Source organism: Actinomycetospora chiangmaiensis DSM 45062 (assembly GCF_000379625.1).
Classification (GTDB): domain Bacteria; phylum Actinomycetota; class Actinomycetes; order Mycobacteriales; family Pseudonocardiaceae; genus Actinomycetospora; species Actinomycetospora chiangmaiensis.
Map to the genome: position 1 here is coordinate 210034 of NZ_KB903243.1, position 25608 is coordinate 235641.

Genomic DNA, 25608 nt, shown 5'->3' on the forward strand with positions numbered 1-25608 from the left:
CGTTCCTGCCACTGGACGACAGCAACGACGCTTCGCTGCCACGAACGTGGAGTCAGCGCAGCGCCAACCGCTCCCGGAGCGTCCCGGGCACCGGGCCCGACGGCATCCGGCCCCGGCGGCGCAGCTCGGGCACCACGTGCTCCGCCACCTGCTCGAACGTCCCGGGGACGACGGCGTAGGCGAGGTTGAACCCGTCGGCGCCGGTCTCGTCGACCCACGTCTCCATCTGGTCGGCCACCTCGGCCCCCGAGCCCACCGCGACGGGACCCCGTCCGCCGACCGCGAGGTGGCGGGCGACCTCGCCGACGGTCCACTCGCGGTCCGGGTCGTCGGTGGTGAACGAGGCGAGCGCGGAGCGGCCGGCGTCGGACTCGACGTAGCGCAGGGGCTGGTCGGGGTCGATGCCGGTGAGGTCGAGCCCGGTCCAGCCCGCGAACAGGGCGAGCGCGCCCTCGAGCGAGAACGAGTCGAGGTACTCGGCGTACAGGTCGTCCGCCGCCGTCGACGTCGCCGCCGCGACGGGGGCGAGCTGGCAGAACACCGTGACCGACGACGGGTCGCGGCCGGCGTCGGACACCGCGGAGCGCAGCCGGTCGACCTGGCCCGCGAGGACCGTCGTCGAGGGCCCGGAGATGAATACCGCCTCGGCGTGCCGACCCGCGAACGCCAGCCCACGCGGGGAGGCGCCCGCCTGGAAGATCACCGGGGAGCGCTGCGGGGAGGGCTCGCAGAGGAAGGGGCCGGGCACGTCGTACCAGCGGCCGTGGAAGTCGATGTCGTGGACCTTGGCGGGGTCGGTGTAGGTGTCGCCGGAGCGGACGACGGCGTCGTCCTCCCACGACTCGTGCCACAGCCGGCGGCAGACCTCGAGGTACTCGTCGGCCTGGGCGTAGCGCTCGTCGTGGGCCAACTGCTCGCCGAGCCCGAGGTTCGCGGCGGCGCTGGCCAGGTAGCCGGTGACGACGTTCCAGCCGATCCGGCCCCGCGTCAGGTGGTCGAGGGTCGTGAAGCGCCGCGCCAGGGCGTACGGGTGCTCGTAGGACGTCGAGACGGTCACCCCGAAGCCGAGGTTCGTCGTCGCGGCGGCCATCGCCGACACCGGCATCATCGGGTCGCCCAGCGGGATCTGGATCCCGGCGCGGACGGCGGCGTCGCGCGAGCCGGCGGCCACGTCGTAGACCCCGAGGACGTCGGCCAGGAACAGCGCGTCGAACCCCGCGCCGTCGAGCAGCCGGGCCAGCGAGGTCCAGTGGTCGAGGTCGGTGTACCGGAACCCCTGGTCGGCCGGATGGCGCCAGAGGCCCGGCGACTGGTGGCCCGCGCACATCATGGCGAAGGCGTTGAGGTGGATGCGGGGACGGGCGGGCATCAGAAGTACGCGCGCGTGACCCACTCGGCGATGCAGGCGGGCTTGGGCATGCCCTCGATCTCGACGGTGACCGTCGAGACGACCTGCACCCCGTTGTCCGGCAGGTCCTCGGCCTCGCTGATGGTCACGGTGGCCCGGACCCGGCTGCCGACCCGCACGGGCGACGGGAAGCGCACCTTGTTCAGCCCGTAGTTCACGCCCATGCGCACCCCGTCGAGGCGGCGGGCGGAGTTCGCGAGGTGGGGCAGCAGCGACAGCGTGAGGAACCCGTGGGCGATCGTCCCGCCGAAGGGGCTGGCCTTCGCCCGCTCCGGGTCGACGTGGATCCACTGGTGGTCCTCGGTGTCGTCGGCGAAGCCGTCCACCCGTGACTGGTCGACCGTGAACCAGTCCCCCGGGCCCAGCTCGCGGCCGATGGCCTCCCGCACCCCGTCCGCGCCGGCGAGGATCTCCACGTGTGCCTCCTGACGTGATCTCCCCGCGACCCTAACCCCGCAGCGCGACGCGGGCGTCGGGTTCGTCGCGGGCCGCCGCTGCCAGCAGCCCGAGCGAGATCATGCTCACGATCATCGAGGTCCCGCCCGCCGAGATGAGCGGCAGCGTGATGCCGGTGACGGGCAGCAGGCCGAGCACGTAGCCGATGTTGATGACGGCCTGCGCCACCAGCCACACCGTCAGGGTCGCGACCACGACCCGGTTCCACGGGTCGACGGTGCGCGCCGCGATCCGCAGCCCGACCCACGTCAGCAGCGCGAACAGCCCCAGCACGGCGCACGCGCCGACCAGCCCGAGCTCCTCGCCGAGGATCGCGAAGACGAAGTCGTTCGAGGCGTTGGGCAGGTAGCTCCACTGCGCCGCGCCCTGCCCGAGGCCGTCGCCGAGCAGCCCGCCGTCGGCGAGCGAGTACAGCGCCTGCTGGGACTGGTAGCCCGCGCCGAGCGTGTCGTCGCCGCTGCCGAGGAACGACGTCAGGCGGGCCAGCCGGTAGCTCGCGGTCACGGCGAGCACCCCGACCGCGACGAGGGCCCCGCCGCCGAGCAGCCCGAGGAGCCGGCCGGACACCCCGGCGAACCACAGCAGCGCGAACAGCACGACGACGATGCCGAGCGCGGACCCGAGGTCGGGCTCGACGACGACCAGACCCGCCGTCAGGACCCCGACCGGGACCACCGGGAGGAGCCGGCGCACCCCCACCACCCCGCGCTGCGCGACGAGGACGTGGGCGCCCCACAGCACCAGCGCGAGCTTCGCCGGCTCACTGGGCTGCAGCGACAGCCCCCCGACGACGAACCACTTCTGCGCCCCGGCGACCGACGAGCCCAGCCCCGGCACCATCACCGCGACGAGCGCGAGGAGGCTCGCCCCGAGCAGCCAGGGGCTCAGGACCCGCCAGCGCCGCACCGGCACGCGGCCGGTCAGCCAGAAGGCGATCCCGCCGACCACGCAGTAGACGACCTGGTGGAGGAAGACCCCGTACGGGTTGCCGGTGCGCGTCAGCGAGTCGATCGACGACGCCGAGAGCACCATCACCAGCCCGAGGCCCGCGAGCACCACGGTCAGCCCGACCACGAGGTAGTACGACGCCAGCGGCCGCTGCAGCGTCGCCGCCACCGTGCGCCGCAGCGCGACGACGTGGGGGGCGATCGGGCTGCGTGCGCTGGTCACGCCGCCCAGCCTCCGGCAGCGACCGTCCCGACGGCGGGACGTGCCCGACCTGCGTGCCCGGGCAGCATCCGGACACCCGGGCCGTCACCGGACGTCCTCAGCGACCCTGCTGCTCCCACCACAGGCCCGATCCGCGCTCGCCGGCCGCCTCCTGCTCGTCGAGCTCGGCGTCGATCCGGCGCGCCTCCTTCGCGTCCGCGGCGGCGAACCGGGCGGCGATCGCGCCGAGGAACGGCAGCCCCGCGAGGTCCCCGCCGATCCACCACACCCCGGCGCCGATGGCCTGGTCGTCGCGCGGGCTCGGGCCCCAGGTCCGGTCGACGGCGGTGTAGTGCGCGACCGCGAGCAGCGGGCCGAGCCAGAGCACGAGGCCCAGCACGCCGTCGGTCACCACCTCGGCGATCGCGATCCCGAGGGTCAGTCCGTGGTGGGTGGTGCGCGGCACCGGGTCGATCTGCAGGCGGCTGACCGCGTAGAGCAGTCCCGCGCCGAGCAGGCCGAGCGAGACGAGCCCGCTCACCGTCGCGCTCTCGAGCTCCAGCGGGTACAGCCCGGTCAGGTAGAGCACGAAGGGCGGCGCCACGAGGGCGAGCGTCGCCATCCCGGGGGCGCACAGCGTCCGGGCGAGACCCGACCGGCGCCAGCGTCCGAGGGTCACGACGGCGGGTCCCGGCAGCGTCTCCCGCGCGAGGGTCAGGGGCGCCCCGCCCGCGAGCAGCATCGGCGCGACCACGAGCAGGACGACGCCCTGGACCGCGCGGGCCCAGAACAGCGTGTCGTCGTAGACCGCGATCGCGCTGCACCCGATGAGTGCGAGCAGGAGGACCCCCGCGCCGAAGCTGACGGTGCGCCGACGGGGCCACGGTCCGGCGAGACGACGCAGGCCGGCGCCGTAGCCGCCGGCGAGGAGCGCGACGCCCGCGAGGACCCCCGGCGAGAGGGTCCAGGCGGTGAGCAGGCGCGCTCCGTTCAGCGGGGGCAGGCCCGCGCCCGGCACGATCACGGCCGCAGCACACGCCCGGACCCGTACACCCCGTGTGAGGTCTACGTCGGCCGGCGCAGGTGGCCGTAGACGGTGGTGCGCGGCACGTCGAGCTTCTCGGCGATCTCGGTGACCGAACGGCCCTCGTCGTAGAGCCGCTGGGCCTCGGCGGCGGCCTCGGCGGTCAGCCGCGGCGGCCGACCGCCCCGCCGTCCGCGGGCGCGCGCCGCGTCGAGCCCGGCGCGGGTGCTGGCCGAGACGAGGCTGCGCTGCAGGCCCGCCAGGAGGTCGAGGGTGGGGAGCACGCCGGGGTCGGCGGTCGTGTCGACCTCCTCCTCGAGGGAGCGCAGCTCGGCGCCGACCGCCCGCAGGCGTTGCCCGACCTGGACGAGGTGCAGCACCGAGGAGGCCAGCCGGTCGAGGCGGGCGACCACGAGGACGTCGCCGCGGCGCAGGTCGCCGAGCACCGCCTCCAGCTCGGGGCGCGCCCCGCGGGTGCCGAGCGAGGTGTCGACCCGAATCCGGTCCGCGGGCACCCCCGCGGCCGCCAGCCGCTCGACCTGGTCCGAGGCGTCGTCCGTCGCCGACGCCACCCGTGCATAGCCCCGCAGCACCCCTCAGCCTCCTGTTCGACGTCGGTTCGCTAGGTGGCATCGCCACGGAGCCACGTTCCGTAACGCCCCCGATCGCCCCCGTGATCACAGCCCGGTCCCCTTGACGGCACGTCGAACGGCGGAGAAACCGGTTCCGAGGACGGGCGCGCGGACCGTCGTCGCAGGTGGCACACCTCGGACGGGTGACGAGAACTCGGTACGCTCCGTTACCGGATGTCTTGTGTGCCATCAGGAAGGGCCCGGCCGTTCGCGTTTTCGTAATCGAACCGTGACCTCGGCCGGGCCTCCGGAGGCACCCCCGCGCGTCCGAAACGGTGGAACCTCCCGGAGCGACACGCTGTGCGAAGCGGCCGTCGAGGTACCGCTGAACAGAGCAGGGCTCCAGACCGGGGCCCGCGGGAGGAGTGGGTGGACGTGCGCAAGACCGTCGCGATCGGCCTGGCCGTCGTGGTCGCCGTACTGGCGGTGGTGGCCGCCGGGGCGCTCACCAGTGCCGTGGCGTGGGCGACCGCGGCCGTACTGGTCGTCATCACCGCCGCCCTCGTGACCACGGTCTCGCTGCCCCCGGGCCTGCAGAACGTCGTCGTCGCGCTCGGCGCCCTGCTCGGCCTGGCCGCGATCGCGGTCGCCGTCGCGGAGTTCGGGGTGCGCGGTTTCCGGACCGACTCGACCGCGACGCTGCTCGGCCTCACCGCCGGTCTCGCGGGCCTGCTCGTCGTGATCGGCGTCGCCGCGGCCCGCTCGCTGCCCGCCCCCGCCCTGTGGGGCGGCGCCGGCCTGCTCGCCGCGATCGGTCTCGTGGCCGGGCTCGTCGTCGTCGCGACCGTGCCGTGGCTGCCCCTCTCGCGGGCGGTCGCCTACACGGCCGCGGACGCCGCGACCCAGGTGACGCTGTCGACGCCCGCGGGGGTGGAGGCGGGCGACGTCCTCGTCGCCCAGATCTTCCGGTCGGGGGCCGGGCAGGTGACCGCGCCGGCGGGCTGGACCACGCTGCGGACCACGGCGCTGCCGAACGGCGCCGGCTCGGTCTCGCTGTTCACCGCCACGGCGCAGGACCCGACAGGCTCGATCACCTTCACGTCCGACTCCCCCGCGACGCTGCTCGGCGGCATCGGGGCCTGGTCGAACATCACCGGGGTCACCGCGCCCGCGGAGAGCACCGGCACCGGCGGGGCCGTCACGGCGTCGCCCGCCCCGCCCGACAGCTCCACGCAGGTCCTGTACTTCGTCGCCGGCACCGGCGTCGCCGACATCGCCCCGCCGGACCCGCTGAACGACGCCTGGACGGTCAAGGCCGACAACGTCGTCAAGGCCACCACCGCCCTCGTCGCCCGGCCCGCGCTGTCCCCGGACGCCGCGGCCCCCGTGTCGCTCACGCCCTCGGCGCCCCTCGGGGCGTGGGCGGCGCAGACGGTGGTCCTCGCCGCCCGGTAGCGGTCGCGCCGTCCGGCCCGCTCCGGCACCGTGGTCGGGGTGCGGGGCGAGCGGGGCGAGCCGGGCGAGACCTACTGGGAACGCTACGAGTCGCTGATCGACGAACAGATCCGCCGCGCCACCGCGGAGGGCGCGTTCGACGACCTGCGGGGCGCGGGCAAGCCGCTCGACCTGCCCGCCCGGGACGACGAGAACTGGTGGGTCCGGTCGAAGCTGCGGGCCGAGGGCGTCCCGACGGACGCGCTCCTGCCGCCGTCGTTGCGACTCCGCAAGGACGTCGAGCGGCTCGACGACGACGTGCGCGACCTCGCCGACGAGGCAGCCGTGCGCGCCGTCGTCGCCGACCTCGACCGGCGTGTGGTCGCCCACCTGCGCTTCCCCGTCGGGCCCCCGGTCCCGATCCGCCGCCCCTCGGCCGACGCCGTGGTCGGACGCTGGCGCGCCGCCCGTGCGGTCGCGGCCGCCCCGGAGCCACCGCCCGCCGCTCCGGCCCGTCGCCGCTGGTGGCGTCGCCGCCGGGACTGAGCGACCCGGTCGGCGCGACCCGCACGGGCACCCCGTCGTCGATCGGCGCTGGCGCTCCGCCCTCGGGCGGGCCAGACTCCTGACCCGCCCGAGGACGAGGAGCCAGCCGTATGACCGAGCCCACCCGCATCGACGTGCCCTCCGCGGGCGGACTGACGTTGGCCACCTTCCGGTGGCTCCCGAAGGGCGAGGCCCGCGGCGTCGTGCAGCTCACCCACGGGATGGGCGAGCACGTGCGCCGCTACCAGCACCTCGCCGACCGGCTCACCGCCCTGGGGTTCCTCGTGCAGGGACAGGACCACCGCGGGCACGGCGCCACCGCCGAGGCCAACGGCACCGAGCCGGGCGTGCTGGGCGAGGGCGGGTGGGCCGAGCTCGTCGCCGACGTCGGGCGGCTGCTCGAGCGCGGCCGCGAGGACGTGCCCGGAGTGCCGGTGGTGCTCCTCGGCCACAGCATGGGCTCGTTCGCCGTCCAGCAGTGGCTGCTCGACCACTCCGCCGAGGTGGACGCCGCGGTGCTCACCGGGACGTCGCTGCTCGACCAGCTCGAGGCCGCCATCGACACCAGCGGGCCGATCGACCTCTCCGCCTTCAACGCGCCCTTCGCCCCGGCGCGCACCGACTACGACTGGCTCTCCCGCGACGAGGCCCAGGTCGACGCCTACGTGGCGGACCCGTGGTGCGGCTTCGGCCTCGATCCGGCCGGCGGTGCGGGCATGTTCGAGGGCGGTCGTGCCGTCGCCGACCCGCAGCGCCTCGACGCCATGCAGAAGGACCTGCCGGTGTACATCGCCGTCGGCGAGCACGACCCCGTCGGCGGCCCGGTGGTCCTCGCGCAGGCGCTCGCCGACCGCTACGGCAACGCCGGGCTCACCGACGTGACGTTCCGGGTGTGGGCCGGCGACCGGCACGAGATCCTCAACGAGGTCGACCGCGACGACGTGGAGGACGAGCTGGTCGACTGGATCACGCGCGCCGTGAAACGCTGATCACCAGAGCGGGCGGATCCGCGAGAGCACGACGCCCGCCAGCGGCGGGACGACGACCGGCGAGAAGGCGGTGCCGATCGCGCCGAACGTGAGGAGCACCGCCGCCTGCAGGTGGATCCCGAGCGCGAGCGGGATCAGCCCGAGGAGCACGGTGGCCACGAAACCGAGCAGCATCATGATCTGGCCGCTGCGCAACCGGTGGGGCTCGGAGACCCGGCGGGCGAAGCGCGGGTCGCTCGTCCGCAGGTCCCCCACGAGGGAGGCGAAGCGGCGGTCGACCGGGGCGCGCCCACCGTCGGCACGGGCGGAGTCGGGACGCTGATCGTCCTCGTCAGACGGTTGCACTCCTCCAGAGTGACCCGCCGCGGTCCATGAGCACACCGTGGGGTCGGACACGCGGCGTCATCGGGACTGCTCCGAGGGTGCCGTGACGGGTGCCGTGGCCGGTACCGGGACGCCCAGACGCGCGAGCGTCGCGGGCCAGTCGCGGGTCAACGGGGTGGACCGCTCCCCCGCGATCGCGCGCAGGTAGATGCCGTCGCCGAGCGCGGCGATCAGGTCCGCCGTGAGCTCGTCCCCGGTCTCCTCGACGAGCACCTCCAGCCACGCCGACATCGACGCGCGCGCCGTCGCCGCGGCCGCCTCCTCGGTGGCCGCGACCTTCAGCACGGCGACCATGGCGCGGAAGACGTCGCTGTCGCGCTCCGGGTCCGCGGCCGAGGTGCGCAGGTAGTAGTGGGCGACCGACTCGGTGCCGGCCGCGGCGCCCGCGCGGGCCGTGGCGATGTCGGCATCGGTCAGCGCCCGGACCCGCTCGAGCATCCCTGCGAGCAGGGCCTCCTTGGACCCGAAGTGGTAGAGCAGCCCGCCCTTGGAGACCCCGGCCCGCGCGGCCACCGCGTCGAGCGTCACGGTCTCGGGACCCTCGCTCACCACGTGGTCGACGTAGGCGTCGACGATCCGGTCCCGCTGGGACGGTCGGGGCATGCGCGGGACCGTACACCGTCCAGCTGGTACAGTTTCATTACTGTACCGTCCGGACTGTCGATATACGGAGAACGACATGCGAAGGCGAGCCCTCGCCCTGGGGGTCCTCACCGCCCCGGTCCTGCTGATCACCCTCGACATGACCGTCCTCGGCGCCGCGCTCCCCGCCATCAGCGAGGACCTGCGGCCGGGCGCGGCGACCCAGCTGTGGATCGTCGACGTCTACTCGTTCGTCCTCGCGGGCCTGCTCGTGGTCGCGGGGTCGCTCGGCGACCGCATCGGCCGGCGCCGCCTGCTGCTCCTGGGCACGGCCGCCTTCGGCCTCGCGTCGGTCGCGGCGGCGTTCGCGCCCACGGCGGGCGCGCTGGTCGCGGCCCGCGCCCTGCTCGGCGTGGGCGGCGCGACGCTCATGCCCTCGACGCTGTCGCTGATCAGGACCGTCTTCCCGGAGCCCGACGCCCGCCGTCGGGCCATCGGGGTCTGGGCCGCCGTGTTCTCCGGCGGTGCCGCCGCCGGCCCCGTCATCGGAGGCTGGCTGCTCGAGCACTTCTGGTGGGGCTCGGTGTTCCTCGTCAACGTCCCGGTCTGTCTCGCCCTGCTCGGCGTCGGGCCGTTCCTGCTGCCCGAGAGCCGGGACCCGCACCCGGGTCGCTTCGACCTCGCCTCCGCGGCGCTGGCGCTCACGACGATGCTGCCGGTGGTCTACGCGGTGAAGTCCGTCGCCACCGACGGGATCACGACGACGGGAGCGGTGGCCGCCGTTGTCGGGCTCGCCGCGGGTGTGGCGTTCGTGCACCGGCAGCGCACCCTCCCCGACCCGCTGATCGACCTCACGCTGTTCTCCCACCGCGCGTTCTCGGTGTCGGTCGCGACGAACACGATCTGTGTGTTCGCTCTGGTCGGCCTGCTCGTGCTGGTCCCCCAGTACCTGCAGCTCGTCATCGGGATGTCGCCGCTGGCCGCCGCGACGTGGCTGCTGCCCGGCAGCCTCGCCGGCGTCGCGGGCGCGCTGGCCGCCCCGCGGCTGTCTCGCCGCGTCGCGGTGCGCCACCTCGTCGTCGGCGGTCTGGCGGTCGCGGCCGTGGGCTGGTCGGCGCTCGCCCTCCTGGCGGTCGGCGCGGGACCGGTGGTGGTCGTCGTCGGGATGGCGGTGGCGGGCCTCGCCGTCGCCATGGTGGAGACGCTGACCACCGACCTCGTCCTCACGTCCGCCCCCACCGACCGGACCGGGGCCGCCTCGGCGATCTCCGAGACCGGGTTCGAGCTCGGCGGCGCCCTCGGCATCGCCGTGCTGGGCAGCGTCACCGCGGCCGTCTACCGGGCGGGCCTGCCCGACGGGGTGCCGGGCGAGACCCTCGGCGGCACGCTCGCCGCGGGCGTCGACCCGGCCGTCGCCGGCCCGGCGTTCACCGTCGCGCTCGGCGTGTCGGGTGCCGTCGCGGCCGTCGCGATCGCGTACGCCGCGTGGCAGGCGCGGCTGCTGCGGCCGGCCGAGGAGTCGATCCCGGTGCCGGCCGTGGCCCACCGCTGACACCCGACGTCAGGAACGGGACACGCCCGGGTCGGATCACGCCCCGAAGTCGGCCTTGCGGATGAGGGCGTGGACCCCGGTGGTGCGGTCGACGACCTGGGAGACCTGGAAGTCGGCCGCCGCCGAGAGGTAGGCGTAGGCGACCGGGGCGGCCATCCCACGGTCGGAGACCAGGAAGGCGAGGGCCCGCCGCACCGCGTCACGCATCGCGAGGTCGAGCGACGTCTGGTTGCCGCCGCCCTCCGGGCCGTCCGGGTCGGACAGGCCGATGGGCACCCAGTGCGTCGGGGTCTCGCCGAACGGGAAGGTGAACGCCGCCCGCGGCGCCGGCCCGCCGGGCGGGATCGAGGTCAGGCGCACCGTCGCTCGCAGCGAGCCCTCCATCGCGGTCAGGGCCACCTCCCCGTCGCCCTGGGCCATGTGCGGGTCGCCGGTGAAGAACAGGGCGCCGGGGACGCGCACGGGGAGGTAGAGCCGCGAGCCGACGACGAGGTCGTTGACGTCGAGGTTGCCGCCGGCGTCGGTGGGCGGGACCGAGTCGACGACCGCGTCGGTGTCCCGCGCGACCCCCATCACGCCGAGGAACGGGGCCAGCGGGAACGTCGCCGGGCCGAGGGAGCCCACAAGGCCGGTGGGACCGGCCGAGGCGGGGGTGAAGACGCTGACCTCGCCGCCGCGGTTGAACCACCGGGCGAACTCCGGGCGCCCGTCCCACTGCTCGGGGAGCTCGCCGGGCAGCGCCCCCTTGCCGTGGCGGTTCGAGACGACGCCGTAGGGCACGCGCAGGGCGAGGTCGAGGACGTCGACGGCGAGCGTGTGCCCGGGCTCGGCGCCGCGGACCGCGATCGGCCCGGTGATCACGTGCGGGCCGGGTCCGTCGTGCGGGGTCTGCCGGGCGACGGCGGCGGCGTCGGTGAGCACGTCGCCCGGCGCCACGCCCTGCCCGGTGAAGTAGGCGACCGGGTCCTTCCCCTGGTCCTCCAGGACGCCCTCGTGGGAGATGGTGTCGATGACGACGGTGGCCCCGTTGTCCACCGTCGCCACCGGCCGGGTGCCCCGGGTCGGCAGCCGACCCCAGAGGACGTTCGTCGGGGTGGCCGGCACGTAGTTCGGCGGGGCCCCGCCGCCGAGCGGCTGCAGGACGGGGATCCCGGCCGGGGCCTGCGCGGGCGCCGCGCTCGAGCAGGCCGCCGTCCCGAGCGCGGCCACCCCGGCGCTCGCGAGGAGGAAGCCGCGTCGCCCGAGGGCTCCGCGCAACGTCGTCGCCCACTGCTCGTCCACCGGTGTGTCCGACATGTCGGACACCCGATCAGCTGCCGGGCGCCCGGAGGTTGCGGGCGTGTGACGTCAGGCGGCGAGCGGCGGCACGGCACGGGCGTACCCGGTGGCCGCCTCGTGGACGAGGGCGACCTCGAGCACGCGACGGTCACCGCCCGGCGGGCCGATGACCTGGACCCCGACGGGCAGCCCGCCGGGAGTGAATCCCGCGGGCACACCCATCGCCGGGACGCCAGCCATCGACCAGGGCGCCACCGTCTCCATCCAGCGGTGGTAGGTGTCCATCGTCCGGCCGGCGATCGCGCGCGGCCACGTCACCTCGACGGGGAACGGGTGCACCTGGGTCGCGGGCGCGACGAGCACGTCGAACCGCTCGAACAGCCCCGCGGCCGCGCGGTACCACTCGGCGCGCACCGCGGCGGCGCGGTGGACCTGCAGCCCGGTCAGCCGCAGCCCCTGCTCGATCTCCCACACGAGTTCGGGCTTGAGGTCGTCCCGGTGGTGCTCCAGCAGCGGCGCCATCTCGCAGGCGTTCCACCAGCGCCAGACCAGGAAGGCGTCCCACAGCGCGTCGAGGTCGAACGGCGGGACCACGTCCTCGACGGCCGCGCCGAGCCCGGCGAACACGTCGACGGACCCGAGGCGGGCGAGGTCGAGGAGCCCGTCCTCGCAGGCGAGGCGCCCGCCCAGATCGCCGAGCCAGCCCACCCGCAGCGCCGTCGGCTCGGCCGGGCGCAGGTCGGTGAGGTCCAGCGGGTCGGCCCGGTCGAGCGGGCCGACGGGCGCACCGGTCGCCATGACCCCGAGCAGCGCGGCGAGGTCGGTGACGGAGCGGGCCATCGGCCCGGCCTCGCCGAGCTGCGCGACGAAGCCCGGCGACCCGGGCACGCGCCCGCGGGAGGGGCGCAGGCCGTTCACCGACGACCAGGCCGCCGGGTTGCGCAGCGAGCCCATGTAGTCGCTGCCGTCGGCGGCGGCCAGCAGACGGCAGGCCAGCGCGGCGGCGGCCCCGCCGCTGGACCCGCCGACGGTGCGGGTCGGGTCCCACGGGTTGCGGGTGACGCCGTGCACCGGGTTGTAGGTCTGCGAGCCGAAGCCCATCTCCGGGGTGTTCGTGCGACCGACGAACACCGCCCCGGCCGCGCGCATCCGCGCGACGTGCGGGGCGTCGACCACTCCGACCCGCTCCCGGAACACCGGCGATCCGGCCGTGAACGGCTGCCCCGCGACCTCCGCGAGGTCCTTCACGGCCTGCGGCACCCCGTGCAGCACACCGCGCCACCGGCCGGCCGCCGCCTCGTCGTCGCGCGCGGCGGCCTCGGCGAGCACGGCGTCGGGGTCCCGGCGGTCGACGATCGCGGTCACCGCCGGGTTCAGCCGCTCGACGCGCGCGAGGGTCGCCCGCGCGACCTCGACGCACGAGACGTCGCGCCGGCGCAGGGCTGCGGCGAGCTCGACGAGGCCGAGCTCGTGCAGCTCGCTCATCGTGGTCGAGCTCCCTGGTCGGCGTGCTCGCTCCGTCGTCCCTCAGCGCGGCTTGACCTCGCCCATCTCGCCCCAGCCGTCCTGCTCGACACCCTGGACGCTGATGATCTTGGGCGTCTCGGCCACGTAGTCCGGGGCCTCGTCGACGAACTTCTTGAAGTGGTCAGAGTTGACGTGCGCCTCGCCGGCGCCGTCCTGGAACGCCTCGACGAGCTGGTAGGTGTTCTCCTCCTCGAGCGACTTGCTCCACTCGAAGAAGATGTTGCCCGGCTCCTGCCGGCAGGCCTGCGTGAACTCGCGCGAGAGCTCCGGCCAGCGGTCCGCGTACTCGGGCTTGATCGTCCACTTCACGGCGATGAAGATCATGGGAGGATCCTGCCCGATGGTGGCGCCCGGCACACCCTCCCGGAGCCACACTGTCCCGATGGGCAGGTCCGTCACGCGCCACGTCTACGACGTCCGTGACACCCCGCCCGGCATCCACCGCGCGCTGCCGTCGCCGTTCCTGACGTTCGTCGTCACCGTCGACGCGCCGCTGCGGATGGTCCTTCCCGACGGCGGGCGCGGGGACTTCCGCGCGTGCCTCGCGGGCCTGCATGACACCCCGGGCACGATCGTGCACCCCGGACACCAGCGCGGCATCCAGGTCTCCGTGCACCCGCTCGCCGCCCGCGCCCTCTTCGGTCTGCCCGCCGCCGCCCTGGCCGGGCACTCGCTGGAGGCGGCGGCGGTGATCGGTCGGATCGGCGAGGAGCTGTGCGACCGGGTCGACGCGGGCGCCACGTGGTCCACCCGCCTCGCCGCGCTCGACGACGTCCTCGCCCGGCTGCGCCGCACCCACGACGACGGCCGGCGGGCCGGCGACGAGGTCCGGTACGCCTGGGCCCGGGTGCACGACGGCGGGTCGGTGCGGGACGTGGCGGGCGAGGTCGGGTGGAGCCCCGACCACCTGTCGCGGCGGTTCACCGCCGAGTTCGGGGTGCGACCCTCGGTGGCCGGGCGCATGGCGCGGTTCCACCGGACACGGCACGAGATCGCCCGGCGGGCCGGGCTCGGGCGCCTCGACCTCGCGGGGGTCGCCGCGGACCACGGCTACGCCGACCAGGCCCACCTCGCCCGCGAGTTCCGGGCCCTGGCGGGGTGCTCCGCGACCCGCTGGGTCGCCGAGGAGGTGCACGGCGGGCTCGTCGGATCCGTCCAAGACGCCGGGGACGCCCGCCCGTCACCCTTGACGGCATGAGCGACACACCCCCGCCCCAGGTCTGGCCCACCCTGCGCGCCCGCGACGCCCGCGCCCTGATCGACTTCTACGTCGCGGCGTTCGGCTTCACCGAGACCGTGGTCTACGCGGGCGACGACGGCGTCGTCCAGCATGCCGAGCTCGCCTGGCCGCCCGGCGGCGGGATCATGCTCGGCCAGGTCCGCGACGGCGGCGGGTGGTCGGTGCCACCCGGGACGTTCGGCGGCTACGTCGTCACCCGCGACGCCGCGCACACCGACGAGGTCTTCGCCCGGGCGGTCGCCGCCGGGGCGAAGCCGGTCGCGGAGCCGTACGACACCGACTACGGCTCGCACGACTGCACGGTGCTCGACCCGGAGGGCAACCACTGGTCGTTCGGGACCTACCCCGGCCACCCGTTCAGTCGCTGAGCCGGGCCGCCGGGGGGAGGGCGGCCGGGTCGCCGGTGGGCCACCGGGCCGGGTCGCCGTGGACCGCGAGCTGCGCGACCTGCTCCACGCACCACGGCGAGAGCTCGGGCCAGGAGCCCTCACGCGCGCCGTCGTGGAGCGTCGCCCACGGCACGGCCCGCACGTCGTCGACCTCCGCCGGATCGGGCGCGGGGTCGCCCGTCGCGGTCGCGACGAACACCGGGCACATCTCGTGCTCCACCACCCCACCCTGCTCGGCGCGGTACCGGAAGCCGGGCAGCACGAGCCGCACCGACCCGACGTCGAGACCCAGCTCCTGCCGGCCGCGGCGCCGGACGGCCTCGTCGAGAGGCTCGCCCGGGCCGGGGTGACCGCAGAAGCTGTTCGTCCAGACGCCGGGGAAGGTGCGCTTGTGCGCCGCCCGGCGGGTCATGAGCAGCCGCCCGTCGTCGTCGACGAGATAGCACGAGAACGCGAGGTGCAGCGGCGTCGCCGCGTGGTGCACCTGCGCCTTGTCGGCGGTCCCGATGGCGGCACCGTCGGGATCGAGGAGGACGACGAGCTCGGTCACGGACCTAGAAGACCCTGTACGGCAGGAACTTGCCACTCCAGACGAGCTTGACCCGGTCCCCCTTCGGGTCCTCCTCGCGCTCGAAGGACAGCTCGAAGTCGATCGCCGACATGATGCCGTCGCCGAACTCCTCGCGGATCAGCTCGTGCAGCGCGCTGCCGTACACCTGCAGCGCCTCGTGGAGGCGGTAGGTGACGGGCTCGGTGGGGTCGATCGCGGCCTCGCCACGCACCGGCGGCAGGGACAGCGCGGCGACGGTGTCGTCGTCGAGACCGAGCAGGCCGCCCACCTTCTGCGCCTGCTCGGCGTCGAGGGGCTGCTGCCCGAGGAGCGCGGAGGTCGTCCAGACGAGGGACCGCTCGAGGCCGTCGGCCAGCTGCTGCCAGCTCAGTCCCTTCGCCTCCTTCGCGAACACGACCTCGCGGCCGGCGGAGAGGCGGTCGTGGGTGGGGCTCATGGATAGCTCCTCGACGTGGGAGGGGGTCATGCCTGGGCCACGGGGCGGACGGCGTCGTCGGACTGCCCCGCTCCCCGCGTCGTCGCGGGGGTCCCGGGGGTGTGCGCGCGACCGAGGTGGCCGTGGACCGCGCCGACGGCCGCCCCGCCGATCAGGTTACCCAGCCCGACCCACAGCATGTTCCCCGCGAACGCACCGGGGGCGGTCAGATCGTCGCGGTCACGGCGAGGACCCCCGCCACCACCAGCGCGGCCACGACCAGGACCAGCACGACGACGAGCGTGGTGCGGGTCCCCAGGCGCCGGGGCCGTGGCGCGGTCCGTCCGAGGACGGGGTCGACGGCGATCTTCGGGCCCGCCACCGGGCCGGGTACGCGGCGGACCGCGGGCGGCTCGTCGTCCGGACGGCGGGGTGCCCCGGGGCGGGCGCGGCGCTCGCGGGGCAGCGCCGGGCCCGCGGGGAGGCCACCGGCCGGCGTCGGGCGGGGGTCCCGTCCGCGGGGCACGGCCGGGGACGGGGTTCCGACGGCGGGTGGTCGCGTGTCGAGCGGGACGGTGAAGGCCTCGGAGGGCACGGCGAAACCCGCCCCGGGTCGCGTCGGGACCGCCACCCGGAAGGGCTCGGTGACCGCGTCCGGGTCCACGGGGCGACCCCGGGCGGCGGCGAGGTGACGGGGGCGCCTGCCGGGCAGCGGGATCGGGCCCGTCCGCTCGACCGGGCCACGCCCCTCCCGCTGGAGCAGCGAGTCGACCTTCACGCCGCCGCGGACGCGAGCGGCGTGGTCACGGGCAGGGCGGACGACCGACCGCGGTCGTCGGGGTCGGCCGCCGGGGTGGCGGGGCGCCGGGGAGTGGCAGTCATACCTCGTCGACCTCGCCGCCCCCGCGTCGTGACGCCGGGTCGCCACACGGAGTGGCGGATCCGTCGAGGTCGTCGCCCACAGGCTCACCTGACCGGAGACGCGGCGTCACGGGCTCACCGGTCGCCCGCTCAGGGATTACAGTGACGAGGACGGCGCCGGGCTCGTCCCTCGAGCCCGGCGCCCTCCTCCTGCGCAGCCACCTCGGGCGCCACCACAACACCCTCGCGGCCGGTTCGTGAGCGGATCGTCGTACTCCTGATCTCGCTGAGGTGAGCCTAGCCTAACCTGAGCGCGGCGCACCACCCCGCACCGGGGAATCGGCTGCGGCGGCACACCGCTCCCCCATCTCGCGCAGGGCCGTGCCCAGTTCCGCGGGCTCCTCCACCTCGAACGCGAGCCCCAGCGCCGCCAGCGTCACGGCGACCCCCTGCACGTCGTCGCCGGCCAGGCGGACCCGGCAGGTGCCGTCGCCGAGGTCGTCGAGCCCCACCTGGTCGGTCCAGATGCGCGCCCGCACCTCGTCGACGCCCGCGTGCACCCGGGCCCGACACCGCACGGGGCGGACGTCGCGCACCTTGGACGCGACGTACTCGGCCGGGTCCCCGCCGGGGACGTCGCGCGGGGTGAACCGGGGGCCCGTGGCGAGTCCGTCCGGGGCGACCCGCGGGACGATCCGGTCGAGGCGCAGCGTGCGCCAGTCGTCGCGGCCGAGGTCGTAGGCGAGCAGGTACCAGCGCCGCCCCCAGACGACGAGGTGGTGCGGCTCGACCCGCCGGCGCGACCCCGTCCCGTCGTGGGCGGTGTAGTCGAGCTCGAGCACCCGCCGGTCGCGGCAGGCCCCGCCCACCGCGACGAGCGTCGCCGGGTCGACCGAGGGCACCGGCCGCAGCGGCGCCACCGTGGACACCCCGATCGCCGACACCCGCCGCCGCAACCGGTCCGGCAGGATCCGTTCCAGCTTCACCAGCGCGCCGACCGCGGTCTCCGAGAGTCCCGCGATCCCGGCCCCGCCCGCCGTCTGCAGGCTCACCGCGACGGCGACCGCCTCCTCGTCGTCGAGGAGCAGCGGCGGCAGCGCGGCCCCGGCGCCCAGGCGGTAGCCGCCCGTCGGGCCGAGGTCGACCTCCACCGGGTAGTCGAGGGCGCGCAGCTTCTCCACGTCCCGGCGCACGGTGCGCACCGAGATGCCGAGCCGCCCCGCGAGTTCGGGTCCCGACCACTCGGGGCGGGTCTGGAGCAGCGAGAGCAGGCGCAACAGCCGGGCGGAGGTCTCGAGCACGCTCCGATCGTGCCGCAGGAGGCGGTCGGGAACCGTCCGCCTCGAACCCGGCGCCCACCGGCGCACGATCGTGGACCGTCAGCGGAGCCCGGGCCGCGTCATGATCGGGGACCGGTCATCCGTACCCGTACGATCAGCGGTGATGGCCAGGCCCCTGACGACCCCGCCCACCCCGCGCTACCGCTTCGAGCGGGAGTCCCGCTACCTCGTGACCGTGATCGCCGACGACGGCGAGCGCCTCGACCACCGGCTCGACGCCTACCAGGGCTGGCTCGCCGGCCCCGACGGCATCCGTCACCGGTTCGGGACCGCCCGGCGCACCCGCACCGAGATCCCCGACCACCGCATCGCCGCCATGGTCGGCCCGCTGTCGGGCTGACCGGGGCGACCCCCAGGAGCACGCCCGGACCCTGCCCGGTCGGGCGTGCTCCCGCCGCTCGCGGGCTCTCCCCGCGACGTCCTCGGTCCGCCACTCCGGTCGCTGCGCGATGCCGCCGCCTCCGACTCGGCGGTTCGCGTCCTGCACCGGGCGTCGGACCCGACTCAGCTGACGAGCCCGCAGCGGAAGCCCTGGGCCACCGCCTGCGCGCGGTCCGAGGCCGAGAGCTTGCGGAAGAGCCGACGGGCGTGGGTCTTGACGGTGTCCTCGGACAGGTAGAGCTCGCGGCCGATCTGGCCGTTGCTCTTGCCCTGGCTCATCCCGCGGAGCACCTGCATCTCGCGCTCGGTGAGGTTGACGCCCGCACCCGGCTCCGCGGACTGGCGCTGCGCCGGGAAGACGTCGCCCATCGTCGTCGACGCGAGGGCGGCGACGAGCTCGGGGCGCGAGGCGTCCCAGCGCAGGTAGCCGCGGGCCCCGCCCGCGATGGCGGCGGCGATGCTGCCGGCGTCGTCCGGGGCGCCGAAGACGATGACGTTGGCCTGGTGGTGGGCCGTCACGAGCCGCCGGGTGGCCTCGGCGCCCGAGCTGACCGCCCGCTGCGTGCCGATGAAGACCACGTCGACCGGCTGCCGGGCGTAGCGCGCGAGCAGGTCCTCCGGGGTGGCGACGCAGTCGATGCGCTGCACTCCCGGCACGGCGGACATGACACGGGTCAGGCCCTCGCGGACACTGCGCCGGTCGTCGCAGATCAGAACCGTCCTCATACAGACTCCGTCTCGGTGTGTGCCTCGTAGCGGCGAACCGCCCTCGGTGGGCGCTGTCCTCATATCGGCGTCCCCACCCGGGACCTTGACCCTCGAATCACACCGCTGTTGTTATCTCCGAGTGATCGTCTGGAGCGTTCGTGTCGCAGAATCGTGAAGCGCAAGGTCCGCGTCGGGTACTCCTGCTGCACGGACCCAATCTCAACCTGCTCGGGCGACGCGAGCCCGGCATCTACGGGTCCGAGACCCTCGCCGACGTCGACGACCGCGTCCGTGCCCTCGGCACCGAGCTCGGCCTCGACGTCGACGCCCGGCAGAGCAACCACGAGGGCGTGCTGATCGACGCCGTCCACGAGGCCATGACCGACTTCGTGGGCGTCGTCATCAACCCCGGGGCCTACACCCACACCTCGGTGGCGATCCGCGACGCGCTCGCGGCGATCCCGGTGCCGATCGTCGAGGTGCACATCTCGAACGTGCACACCCGCGAGCCGTTCCGGCACCACTCCTACGTCTCCCCGGTGGCGACCGCGGTGATCGCCGGAGCGGGCACGCTGGGCTACGACCTCGCGCTGCGGTTCATCGCGTCGCGGACCTGAGGGCGTCCAGCTCCGCCGCGAGCACGTCGGGGAACTGCAGCGGCACGAAGTGCGTGCCGGGCAGCCGGACCAGGCGCGCGTCCGGCACGGCGTCGGCGAGGGCGACCATGTCCTCGACCGGCGCCATCGTGTCGAACTCCCCCGCCACCACCGTGGTCGGGACGCGCACGTCGTCGACCGGGATCGGCGGCTCCCTCCCGGCCGCGAGCACCATCTGCGAGAACCACGTCCAGTCGTGGTGGGAGAACTCCCGGGCCACCTCGGCGAGGGTCTGCAGCGGCGGCGGTGCGAGCGCGGCGAGGGCGTTCGCGTCCATGGAGCGCGGGAGCAGCGAGATCAGCCCCGCCACCGGGGGCCCGACCAGGCGCAGCGACCAGGCGCTCGCCGTCGAGATCCCGCGCGCGAGGAACTCCGGCGCCCACGACGGCCCGCTGCGGAACCCGCCGCCCGCGACCCCGCCGAGCACGAGCAGTGAGGAGACCCGCTCCGGGGCCCGCCGCGCGGCCTCGAACGCGACCGCCACCCCGACCGACCAGCCGACCACCGCGGCCGAGGAGATCCCCGCCGCGTCCATCACGGCGAACATGTCGTCGACGTGGTCGCCGATCGTGATCCGCGTCGGATCGGCCGGTCGCTCCGACCCGCCCAACCCGCGGTGGTGCCACGTCACGGTCCGCGGTGTTCCCGACGACGGGTGGCCGTCGCCACCCAGCCACGGCCAGGCGGCCGGGGACGCCCCGAGCCCGTTGGAGATCACGACGTCGGGCCCGGGCCGACCGACGCACCCGTTGTCCCACCAGCGGATCCGGGTGCCGTCGGGCGCGACGACGTCGTCGAGCCGGGGCATCGGGGGCACCGCGGGGATCAGGACGCCCGCGCGCGGATCTCGTCGCGCGACAGGTAGGAGGTGGTCCCCTCGAACTCGTCGACCGTGGCCTTGCGGTCGGCGAGGAAGCCGATGCGGATGAAGTCGTCGCCGCCGAACAGGTGCAGGATCCAGTTCGCCACGACCCGGGCGCGCGTCCGCATGAGCGGCAGCGCGAACAGGTGGTAGCCGCGGGTGACGATCTGTGCGGGTACGCCCTTGAGCTCGAGGAAGAGCGGGTGCGCGACGGCCTGCGAGCCGCCGAGGTCCACCACCAGCCCGAGGTCGTGGTGCTTGTAGGGGGTGAGCTGCTCGCCGCGCAGCGAGGCCACCACGTTGTCGGCCGCCTTCGTGGCCATCCGCGTGGCGTGCTGGGCGGTCGGCGGGCAGATGGCGTCCGCGTCGTCCTGGGTCAGGTCCGGCACCGCGGCGCAGTCGCCGAGCGCGAACACCCCGTGGTACCCGTCGACCTGCAGGTCCGCCCCCACCTTGAGCCGCCCGCGCACGAGCTCGACGTCGAGGTTCTTCACCAACGGGCTGGAGGTGACCCCGGCGGTCCAGACGAGCGTGCGGCAGGGCACCACCTCGCCGTCGGAGAAGGTGACCGCCTCGTCGGTGACCTCCTGGATACCGGTCTCGAGCTTGATCTCGATGCCCCGGCGCCGCAGCAGGTCGAGGGCCTGCTCGCCCAGCCGCCTGCCGAGCTCGGGCATGAGCCGCGGGGCGATGTCGACGAGCGTCCAGCGCACCATGCCCGGGTCCAGCCGCGGGAAGCGCTTGAGGGCCGCCTCGGTGAGCAGCTGCAGGCAGGCCGCGGTCTCGGTGCCGGCGTAGCCCCCGCCGACCACCACGAAGCGGCACCGGGCGGCACGCTCCGCGTCGTCGGTCGCCGCGTTGGCGAGCTCGAGCTGGGCGAGCACGTGGTCGCGCAGGTAGGCGGCCTGGGCGAGGTTCTTCATGCCGAGGGCGTGCTGCTCGAGGCCCGGGATGTCGAACTGCCGGGTGACGCTGCCCGGCGCGAGCACGAGGCGGTCGTAGGGCAGGTCGATCTCCTCGCCGGAGATCTTGCGGACCACACAGCACTTCCGCTCGAGGTCGACCCCGACGACGGTGCCCGGTAGGCGGTGCGCGCGACGCACCGCCCGCGGCAGCGGCACGGTGACCGACTGCGCGGTGATCACGCCGGCGGCCACTTGCGGCAGCAGCGGCAGGTAGAGCATGTAGTCGTTGGGCGCGACCAGGACGACCTCGACCGAGCCGTCCGCGATCTCGGAGCGCAACACCTTCTCCAGGCGTTTCACCGTCTCCAGACCGGCGAACCCCGCTCCGACCACCACGATCCGCTCAGCCATCACAACCCTCTCCACGCCTCGTCACGCCGGCCGCGGTGCGCGACGTCCCGTCCGGTGCGGAGATGCCCCCCGAGGGCGCGGATGACACCCGGTGCCCCGATTCATCGCGCGGTACGGCCGGTACCGGATACGGTCCGTCCGTGACCAGCGTGCTCTTCACCGGGTTCCCCGGGTTCCTCGGCTCCGCCCTGCTGCCGCGCACCCTGCGCCGCGACCCGGCCGCCCGCGCGGTCGCCCTCGTGCAGCAGCGCTGGCTGGGCCGGGCGCGCGAGGCGCTCGCGGAGATCGAGCGGGCCGACCCCGCGGTCGCCGGCCGCACCGACCTCGTCGTCGGGGACATCACGACGGCGGGTCTGGGGCTCGACCCCGCGGTCACCGAGCGCCTCCTCGGCGAGCAGCTCGAGATCTTCCACCTCGCAGCGGTGTACGACCTGTCGGTCGCCCCCGAGCTGGCCTGGAAGGTCAACGTGGACGGCACCCGACACGTGGTGGACCTGGCGCGCCGGGCCGCCGACGGGGCCGGGCTTCGCCGGCTGCAGTACGTGTCGACCTGCTACGTCTCCGGCCGCTACGACGGCCTGTTCTACGAGGACGACCTGGAGCTCGGCCAGCCCTTCGCCAACCACTACGAGCACACCAAGCACGAGGCCGAGCGCGTCGTGGCGAAGGCCCGCGACGCGGGGCTGCCCGTGACGATCTACCGCCCCTCGGTGGTCGTCGGGGACTCCACCACCGGCCACACGCAGAAGTTCGACGGCCCGTACTACGTCCTGCAGCTGCTGCTGCGGCAGGGCCCGACCGCCCTGATGCCGCTGCCGCGCGGCGCGGACCGCATCGCGTTCAACCTCGTGCCGGCGGACTTCGTGGTCGACGGTATCGCCGCGCTCGCCGGGCACGACGCCGCCGTCGGCCGCACCGTCGCGCTGGCCCAGCCGCACCCGCCCACCGTCACCGAGATGTGCGAGGTGTTCGCGGAGCGGGGCGGGAAGCGGCTGCGCGTCGTGCCGATGCCCACCGCCCTCGCGGCCTTCTCCATCGACCACGTCCCGGGGGTCGGCCGACTGTTCAAGGTGCCGTCCTCGACGCTGGACTACCTCACCCACCCCACGTACTACGACACCGCGGCGACCACGGCGCTGCTCGCCGAGGTCGGCGTGAGCTGCCCGACCTTCGCGGAGCACGTCGGCCCGATGGTCGAGTTCTTCCGCTCCCACCCGGAGGTCGGCAGCGCCGCGATGGTCTAGGCCGGGCCCGTGAGGGCGGGCGGTAGCCTGCCGGTGTGCGCATCGCGCTCATCGACTCCGGTCTCGGCATGCTCCCGACGGCGGGCTGGCTGCGTCACCTGCGCCCGGACGCCCACCTGGACCTGGTGATGGACCCGGCGGGGATGCCGTGGGGCTCCCGGCCCGGCCCGTGGATCGTGGAGCGGGTCCTCACCGCCGCGCGGGCGGCCGTCGCGCGCGGCGCCGACGCGGTGGTGGTGCCGTGCAACACCGCGAGCGTCAACGCGCTCGTGCCGTTGCGCGCCGAGCTCGAGCCCGGCCGACCCGTCGTCGGGACGGTGCCGGCCATCAAGCCGGCGGCCGTGGCCGGGGAGCCGTTCGGGGTGTGGGCCACGGAGGCGACCAGCGCGAGCGCCTACCAGGCCGACCTCGTCGCGCTGTTCGCCGCGCCCGGCCAGGCGACCGCCGTGCCGTGCCCGGGGCTCGCGCGCGCCGTGGAGTGCGCCGACCCCGACGCGATCGCGGACGCGGTGGCCGCCGGAGCGGCCCGCACCCCGGCCGGGGTGACGGGGGTCGTGCTCGGCTGCACCCACTACCCGCTGGTCTCCGACGAGATCGCCGCGGCACTGCCCGGTGTGCGGCTCTTCGACAGCGCCGGCGCGGTGGCCGGACAGACGCTGCGCCGCCTCGGCCTCGACCCGCACCCGGACGCGGCACCCGCCGGCGTGACGGTGCTGCTCTCCGGGGAGGAGGGCCTGCTGCCCCGCACCGCGCTCGCCTACCCGGTGGGCGCGGCGCTGGCGGCGGGCGGCCCCGTGGGGGCGGACCTGCTGCCGCCGGCGGTCCGGGAGCCCGTTGCTGTGAGCAACGAGTCGTTCCCTGGTGCCCACCCGATCTCCGGTCGTTGAATACGGGAATGCCGCAGGCTTCCACCACCGCTCGTGACGACCAGGCCCTCCTCGTGGAGACCGAGGAGCGGCTCGTCGCCCGCTGGAGCGCCGAGGGCGTCGCGCCCGACACCGTGCGGGGCGCGGTCGCCGAGGCGTTCGACCGGCTGGCCGGCGCCCGGGTCCGCTCGTTCCTGCCGATCCTGGTGGAGCGGTCGGTGCGGCTGCGGCTGCGCGGCGCCTGAACACGACCGGGGCATCACCTGCGCCCCCGTAGCCTTGATCGCGTGAGCCGCACCCGCCGCGCGTCCGCCGCACGGCTCGTCGTCGGGACCGTCCTCTCGCTCGTCGTGGTGGCCGGCTGCGCCGGGCCGTCGTCCGGCGGACACGGCCCGTCTTCGGGGCCGACCGGCGCGGGCGTGGTGTGGCGCTCCGGGACCACGACGGACTCGGTGCTCGACTCCTACCGCGTCACGCCGTGGAACACCGACGACGCGACCGACCCCCGGGCGGTCACCTCGCCGGACCTCCCGGGCCGCGCCGCCGTCGAGTACACCGTCCCGGGCGGCGGCACCCGCAGCGAGCTGGAGCCCTCGTACCGCAGCTTCCGCCCGGGCGACGACTACTGGTTCGGGTTCGCGGTCTACCTCCCGAAGGACTTTCCCGTGAACACCTCGGACTGGCAGGTGATCGCGCAGTGGAAGAACTCCGGCGACGGCAGCCCGCCGCTGTCGATCCAGGTGCGCGGCGGCCGGTTCGTCCTCGACGGCGGGGAGGGGATCGGCAAGCACTGGTCGCGTGACGTCGGGCCGGCCCGCGCCGGGACGCGCACCGACCTCGTCCTGCGGGTGCACTTCTCCGACGACCCGAGCGAGGGCAGCGTCGACGTGATCCAGGACGGGCGCGAGGTCGTCAGCGGCTACCGGCCGCGGGGCGGGACCCTGTACCCCGGCGAGGCGTCGTACCTCAAGACCGGCCTGTACCGGTCCTCCGACATCGGCGACGACGGCTCGGTGTACTTCGACGACGTCGTCATCGCCACGAGCCGCGAGGCGGCGTCCTCGCTGGCCTCGAGCTCCTGAGCGCCCGACCCCGGCCCGACCTACCCAGCTAGCCAGCTAGCCAGCTAGCGCGACACGAACGCCTCGACCGCGAGCCAGACGCCGAACACGACGAACAGCACGGCCGCCCCGATGCGGATGGCCTTCTCGGGGAGCTTCGTGCCGAGCATCCGGCCCGCCACGATGGCGAGGCCGTCGGCGATCACCATGCCGACCGTGGATCCCAGCCACACCCCGACGACACCGCCCCAGCCCTGGTACTGCGTGGCGAGCGTGATGGTGGCGAGCATCGTCTTGTCGCCGAGCTCGGCGAGGAAGAAGGCGACCGAGGCGGCGACCACGGCCGACCCGTTCGACCGGGTGGCCCTGTCCTGCTCGTCGGCGGTGAGCTCGTCGCCGCGCAGCGTCCAGAGGCCGAACCCGAGGAAGGCGACGGCGGCGACCAGACTGATCCAGAAGGTGGGGATCGCGGCCCCGAGCAGGTAGCCGACGCCGACGGAGACGGCGTGCACCACCGCGGTGGCGACCGTGATGCCGACCAGCACCGGCAGGGCCCGGTAGCGGGTGGCGAACGTCAGCGCCATCAGCTGGGACTTGTCGCCGAGCTCCGCCACGAAGATGACGGCGAAACTGACGGCCGTGGCGGCCGGGAAGGTGGCCACGATGGGGTCCACGAGGGTCCTCTCGTCCGGTCGGCCGGGCCGAGGACGTCTCCGGCCCGACCCGTGCGTACAACGGATCGGAACCGAAGGTCTCGCCCGCCACCGCACGGACCGGTGGCCGCCGCGACCGGATGC

The 25608-nt window shown here is 74.9% G+C and carries 30 protein-coding genes; 12 read left to right on the forward strand and 18 right to left on the reverse strand.

The window, feature by feature from the left end; genetic code table 11:
- Positions 1 to 52: 52 nt before the first annotated feature.
- From A3CO_RS0120485 to A3CO_RS33465, 5 genes are all read right to left on the reverse strand, one after another.
- A complete protein-coding gene (locus tag A3CO_RS0120485) occupies positions 53 to 1369 on the reverse strand; it encodes an LLM class flavin-dependent oxidoreductase (protein WP_018334119.1) in 1317 nt (438 codons plus the stop codon).
- Complete coding sequence (locus A3CO_RS0120490) at positions 1369 to 1824, reverse strand: MaoC family dehydratase (protein WP_018334120.1); 456 nt, start codon at positions 1822 to 1824, stop codon at positions 1369 to 1371. Before A3CO_RS0120490 ends, A3CO_RS0120485 begins: the two co-directional genes overlap by 1 nt.
- Before the next feature lie 31 nt (positions 1825 to 1855).
- Entirely contained in the window at positions 1856 to 3034 is a 1179-nt protein-coding gene (gene ftsW, locus A3CO_RS0120495; RefSeq protein WP_018334121.1) for a putative lipid II flippase FtsW, read from the reverse strand.
- 97 nt (positions 3035 to 3131) lie between these two features.
- Complete coding sequence (locus A3CO_RS0120500) at positions 3132 to 4037, reverse strand: cytochrome c oxidase assembly protein (protein WP_018334122.1); 906 nt, start codon at positions 4035 to 4037, stop codon at positions 3132 to 3134.
- A gap of 41 nt (positions 4038 to 4078) precedes the next feature.
- Positions 4079 to 4630: a recombinase family protein gene (locus A3CO_RS33465; protein WP_033414721.1), complete on the reverse strand. Its 552-nt coding sequence runs from the start codon at positions 4628 to 4630 to the stop codon at positions 4079 to 4081.
- A 414-nt stretch (positions 4631 to 5044) separates the two neighbouring features.
- On the opposite strand from A3CO_RS33465, the gene A3CO_RS0120510 reads away from it, so the two are divergent.
- The 3 genes from A3CO_RS0120510 (at position 5045) to A3CO_RS0120520 (ending at position 7578) form a co-directional block, all read left to right on the forward strand.
- Positions 5045 to 6064, forward strand: a complete 1020-nt coding sequence (locus A3CO_RS0120510) for a hypothetical protein (protein ID WP_157647730.1) — start codon at positions 5045 to 5047, stop codon at positions 6062 to 6064.
- Between the two features lie 39 nt (positions 6065 to 6103).
- Complete coding sequence (locus A3CO_RS0120515) at positions 6104 to 6589, forward strand: DnaJ family domain-containing protein (protein WP_033414780.1); 486 nt, start codon at positions 6104 to 6106, stop codon at positions 6587 to 6589.
- 110 nt (positions 6590 to 6699) lie between these two features.
- The gene (locus A3CO_RS0120520) at positions 6700 to 7578 is read left to right on the forward strand and encodes an alpha/beta fold hydrolase (protein WP_018334126.1); all 879 of its coding nucleotides are present in this window, start codon (positions 6700 to 6702) and stop codon (positions 7576 to 7578) included.
- Here the strand turns inward: A3CO_RS0120520 and A3CO_RS0120525 are convergent, their stop codons facing one another.
- On the reverse strand, positions 7579 to 7923 hold the full coding sequence (locus A3CO_RS0120525) for a DUF3040 domain-containing protein (RefSeq protein WP_018334127.1): 345 nt from the start codon (positions 7921 to 7923) through the stop codon (positions 7579 to 7581).
- A 57-nt stretch (positions 7924 to 7980) separates the two neighbouring features.
- Positions 7981 to 8565 carry a TetR/AcrR family transcriptional regulator gene (locus tag A3CO_RS0120530; protein WP_018334128.1) on the reverse strand — a complete coding sequence of 195 codons (585 nt, stop codon included), beginning with the start codon at positions 8563 to 8565 and terminating at the stop codon, positions 7981 to 7983.
- 76 nt (positions 8566 to 8641) lie between these two features.
- On the opposite strand from A3CO_RS0120530, the gene A3CO_RS0120535 reads away from it, so the two are divergent.
- On the forward strand, positions 8642 to 10096 hold the full coding sequence (locus tag A3CO_RS0120535; protein ID WP_018334129.1) for an MFS transporter: 1455 nt from the start codon (positions 8642 to 8644) through the stop codon (positions 10094 to 10096).
- A gap of 36 nt (positions 10097 to 10132) precedes the next feature.
- Here the strand turns inward: A3CO_RS0120535 and A3CO_RS0120540 are convergent, their stop codons facing one another.
- From A3CO_RS0120540 to A3CO_RS0120550, 3 genes are read right to left on the reverse strand one after another with little or no spacing between them, the layout of a single operon-like run.
- Positions 10133 to 11392, reverse strand: coding sequence for an acetamidase/formamidase family protein (locus A3CO_RS0120540; protein WP_051086036.1), 1260 nt, complete (start codon positions 11390 to 11392; stop codon positions 10133 to 10135).
- A gap of 51 nt (positions 11393 to 11443) precedes the next feature.
- On the reverse strand, positions 11444 to 12859 hold the full coding sequence (locus A3CO_RS0120545; RefSeq protein ID WP_018334131.1) for an amidase: 1416 nt from the start codon (positions 12857 to 12859) through the stop codon (positions 11444 to 11446).
- Positions 12860 to 12901: 42 nt separating this feature from the next.
- The gene (locus A3CO_RS0120550) at positions 12902 to 13225 is read right to left on the reverse strand and encodes a putative quinol monooxygenase (RefSeq protein WP_018334132.1); all 324 of its coding nucleotides are present in this window, start codon (positions 13223 to 13225) and stop codon (positions 12902 to 12904) included.
- Positions 13226 to 13283: 58 nt separating this feature from the next.
- Here A3CO_RS0120550 and A3CO_RS33470 point away from each other — a divergent pair, with 58 nt between their 5' ends.
- Both A3CO_RS33470 and A3CO_RS0120560 read left to right on the forward strand, forming a co-directional pair.
- Entirely contained in the window at positions 13284 to 14099 is an 816-nt protein-coding gene (locus A3CO_RS33470; RefSeq protein WP_018334133.1) for a helix-turn-helix domain-containing protein, read from the forward strand.
- Entirely contained in the window at positions 14096 to 14509 is a 414-nt protein-coding gene (locus A3CO_RS0120560; protein WP_018334134.1) for a VOC family protein, read from the forward strand. Before A3CO_RS33470 ends, A3CO_RS0120560 begins: the two co-directional genes overlap by 4 nt.
- On the opposite strand, the gene idi is transcribed toward A3CO_RS0120560, so the two are convergent.
- From idi to A3CO_RS0120590, 4 genes are all read right to left on the reverse strand, one after another.
- On the reverse strand, positions 14499 to 15080 hold the full coding sequence (idi, locus tag A3CO_RS0120565; RefSeq protein WP_018334135.1) for an isopentenyl-diphosphate Delta-isomerase: 582 nt from the start codon (positions 15078 to 15080) through the stop codon (positions 14499 to 14501). The two genes, A3CO_RS0120560 and idi, sit on opposite strands and share 11 nt — an antisense overlap.
- A 4-nt stretch (positions 15081 to 15084) precedes the next feature.
- On the reverse strand, positions 15085 to 15537 hold the full coding sequence (cynS, locus tag A3CO_RS0120570) for a cyanase (RefSeq protein ID WP_018334136.1): 453 nt from the start codon (positions 15535 to 15537) through the stop codon (positions 15085 to 15087).
- Between the two features lie 205 nt (positions 15538 to 15742).
- Positions 15743 to 16294, reverse strand: coding sequence for a hypothetical protein (locus tag A3CO_RS0120580; RefSeq protein ID WP_018334138.1), 552 nt, complete (start codon positions 16292 to 16294; stop codon positions 15743 to 15745).
- Between the two features lie 385 nt (positions 16295 to 16679).
- Positions 16680 to 17678, reverse strand: coding sequence for a helix-turn-helix transcriptional regulator (locus A3CO_RS0120590; protein WP_018334140.1), 999 nt, complete (start codon positions 17676 to 17678; stop codon positions 16680 to 16682).
- A 142-nt stretch (positions 17679 to 17820) separates the two neighbouring features.
- Between A3CO_RS0120590 and A3CO_RS0120595 the strand changes: the two genes are divergently transcribed.
- On the forward strand, positions 17821 to 18057 hold the full coding sequence (locus A3CO_RS0120595) for a hypothetical protein (RefSeq protein WP_018334141.1): 237 nt from the start codon (positions 17821 to 17823) through the stop codon (positions 18055 to 18057).
- A 164-nt stretch (positions 18058 to 18221) separates the two neighbouring features.
- On the opposite strand, the gene A3CO_RS0120600 is transcribed toward A3CO_RS0120595, so the two are convergent.
- Positions 18222 to 18824, reverse strand: a complete 603-nt coding sequence (locus A3CO_RS0120600; RefSeq protein ID WP_026204814.1) for a response regulator transcription factor — start codon at positions 18822 to 18824, stop codon at positions 18222 to 18224.
- Positions 18825 to 18964: 140 nt separating this feature from the next.
- On the opposite strand from A3CO_RS0120600, the gene aroQ reads away from it, so the two are divergent.
- On the forward strand, positions 18965 to 19423 hold the full coding sequence (gene aroQ / locus A3CO_RS0120605) for a type II 3-dehydroquinate dehydratase (RefSeq protein ID WP_018334143.1): 459 nt from the start codon (positions 18965 to 18967) through the stop codon (positions 19421 to 19423).
- On the opposite strand, the gene A3CO_RS0120610 is transcribed toward aroQ, so the two are convergent.
- Together A3CO_RS0120610 and A3CO_RS0120615 are read right to left on the reverse strand one after the other, a co-directional pair.
- The gene (locus A3CO_RS0120610; protein WP_026204815.1) at positions 19404 to 20270 is read right to left on the reverse strand and encodes an alpha/beta fold hydrolase; all 867 of its coding nucleotides are present in this window, start codon (positions 20268 to 20270) and stop codon (positions 19404 to 19406) included. The genes aroQ and A3CO_RS0120610 overlap by 20 nt on opposite strands.
- A 17-nt stretch (positions 20271 to 20287) precedes the next feature.
- Positions 20288 to 21640 carry an NAD(P)/FAD-dependent oxidoreductase gene (locus A3CO_RS0120615; protein WP_018334145.1) on the reverse strand — a complete coding sequence of 451 codons (1353 nt, stop codon included), beginning with the start codon at positions 21638 to 21640 and terminating at the stop codon, positions 20288 to 20290.
- A 140-nt stretch (positions 21641 to 21780) separates the two neighbouring features.
- Here A3CO_RS0120615 and A3CO_RS0120620 point away from each other — a divergent pair, with 140 nt between their 5' ends.
- The 4 genes from A3CO_RS0120620 to A3CO_RS0120635 are packed head-to-tail and all read left to right on the forward strand — an operon-like array spanning position 21781 to position 24832.
- Entirely contained in the window at positions 21781 to 22884 is a 1104-nt protein-coding gene (locus tag A3CO_RS0120620; RefSeq protein WP_018334146.1) for an SDR family oxidoreductase, read from the forward strand.
- 35 nt (positions 22885 to 22919) lie between these two features.
- Positions 22920 to 23771: a glutamate racemase gene (locus tag A3CO_RS33475; protein WP_018334147.1), complete on the forward strand. Its 852-nt coding sequence runs from the start codon at positions 22920 to 22922 to the stop codon at positions 23769 to 23771.
- Positions 23772 to 23779: 8 nt separating this feature from the next.
- Positions 23780 to 23995 (forward strand): three-helix bundle dimerization domain-containing protein, encoded by a 216-nt coding sequence (locus A3CO_RS0120630; RefSeq protein WP_026204816.1) that lies wholly within the window; start codon positions 23780 to 23782, stop codon positions 23993 to 23995.
- 42 nt (positions 23996 to 24037) lie between these two features.
- Positions 24038 to 24832 (forward strand): polysaccharide lyase family 20 protein, encoded by a 795-nt coding sequence (locus A3CO_RS0120635; protein ID WP_018334149.1) that lies wholly within the window; start codon positions 24038 to 24040, stop codon positions 24830 to 24832.
- Between the two features lie 44 nt (positions 24833 to 24876).
- Here A3CO_RS0120635 and A3CO_RS0120640 read toward each other — a convergent pair whose 3' ends face one another.
- Positions 24877 to 25485, reverse strand: coding sequence for a TMEM165/GDT1 family protein (locus A3CO_RS0120640; RefSeq protein WP_018334150.1), 609 nt, complete (start codon positions 25483 to 25485; stop codon positions 24877 to 24879).
- Positions 25486 to 25608 lie beyond the last annotated feature (123 nt).

Bases quoted from the DNA above. Each gene is read 5' to 3' on its own strand.
- cynS (WP_018334136.1), bottom strand. From the start codon at position 15,537: ATGAGCCCCACCCACGACCGCCTCTCCGCCGGCCGCGAGGTCGTGTTC.
- A3CO_RS0120545 (WP_018334131.1), bottom strand. From the start codon at position 12,859: ATGAGCGAGCTGCACGAGCTCGGCCTCGTCGAGCTCGCCGCAGCCCTG.
- A3CO_RS0120560 (WP_018334134.1), top strand. From the start codon at position 14,096: ATGAGCGACACACCCCCGCCCCAGGTCTGGCCCACCCTGCGCGCCCGC.
- A3CO_RS0120485 (WP_018334119.1), bottom strand. From the start codon at position 1,369: ATGCCCGCCCGTCCCCGCATCCACCTCAACGCCTTCGCCATGATGTGC.
- A3CO_RS0120530 (WP_018334128.1), bottom strand. From the start codon at position 8,565: ATGCCCCGACCGTCCCAGCGGGACCGGATCGTCGACGCCTACGTCGAC.
- A3CO_RS0120540 (WP_051086036.1), bottom strand. From the start codon at position 11,392: ATGTCGGACACACCGGTGGACGAGCAGTGGGCGACGACGTTGCGCGGA.
- A3CO_RS0120630 (WP_026204816.1), top strand. From the start codon at position 23,780: ATGCCGCAGGCTTCCACCACCGCTCGTGACGACCAGGCCCTCCTCGTG.
- A3CO_RS0120550 (WP_018334132.1), bottom strand. From the start codon at position 13,225: ATGATCTTCATCGCCGTGAAGTGGACGATCAAGCCCGAGTACGCGGAC.
- A3CO_RS0120595 (WP_018334141.1), top strand. From the start codon at position 17,821: ATGGCCAGGCCCCTGACGACCCCGCCCACCCCGCGCTACCGCTTCGAG.
- A3CO_RS0120535 (WP_018334129.1), top strand. From the start codon at position 8,642: ATGCGAAGGCGAGCCCTCGCCCTGGGGGTCCTCACCGCCCCGGTCCTG.
- A3CO_RS0120610 (WP_026204815.1), bottom strand. From the start codon at position 20,270: ATGCCCCGGCTCGACGACGTCGTCGCGCCCGACGGCACCCGGATCCGC.
- A3CO_RS0120615 (WP_018334145.1), bottom strand. From the start codon at position 21,640: ATGGCTGAGCGGATCGTGGTGGTCGGAGCGGGGTTCGCCGGTCTGGAG.
- A3CO_RS33470 (WP_018334133.1), top strand. From the start codon at position 13,284: ATGGGCAGGTCCGTCACGCGCCACGTCTACGACGTCCGTGACACCCCG.
- A3CO_RS0120520 (WP_018334126.1), top strand. From the start codon at position 6,700: ATGACCGAGCCCACCCGCATCGACGTGCCCTCCGCGGGCGGACTGACG.
- A3CO_RS0120600 (WP_026204814.1), bottom strand. From the start codon at position 18,824: ATGAGGACGGTTCTGATCTGCGACGACCGGCGCAGTGTCCGCGAGGGC.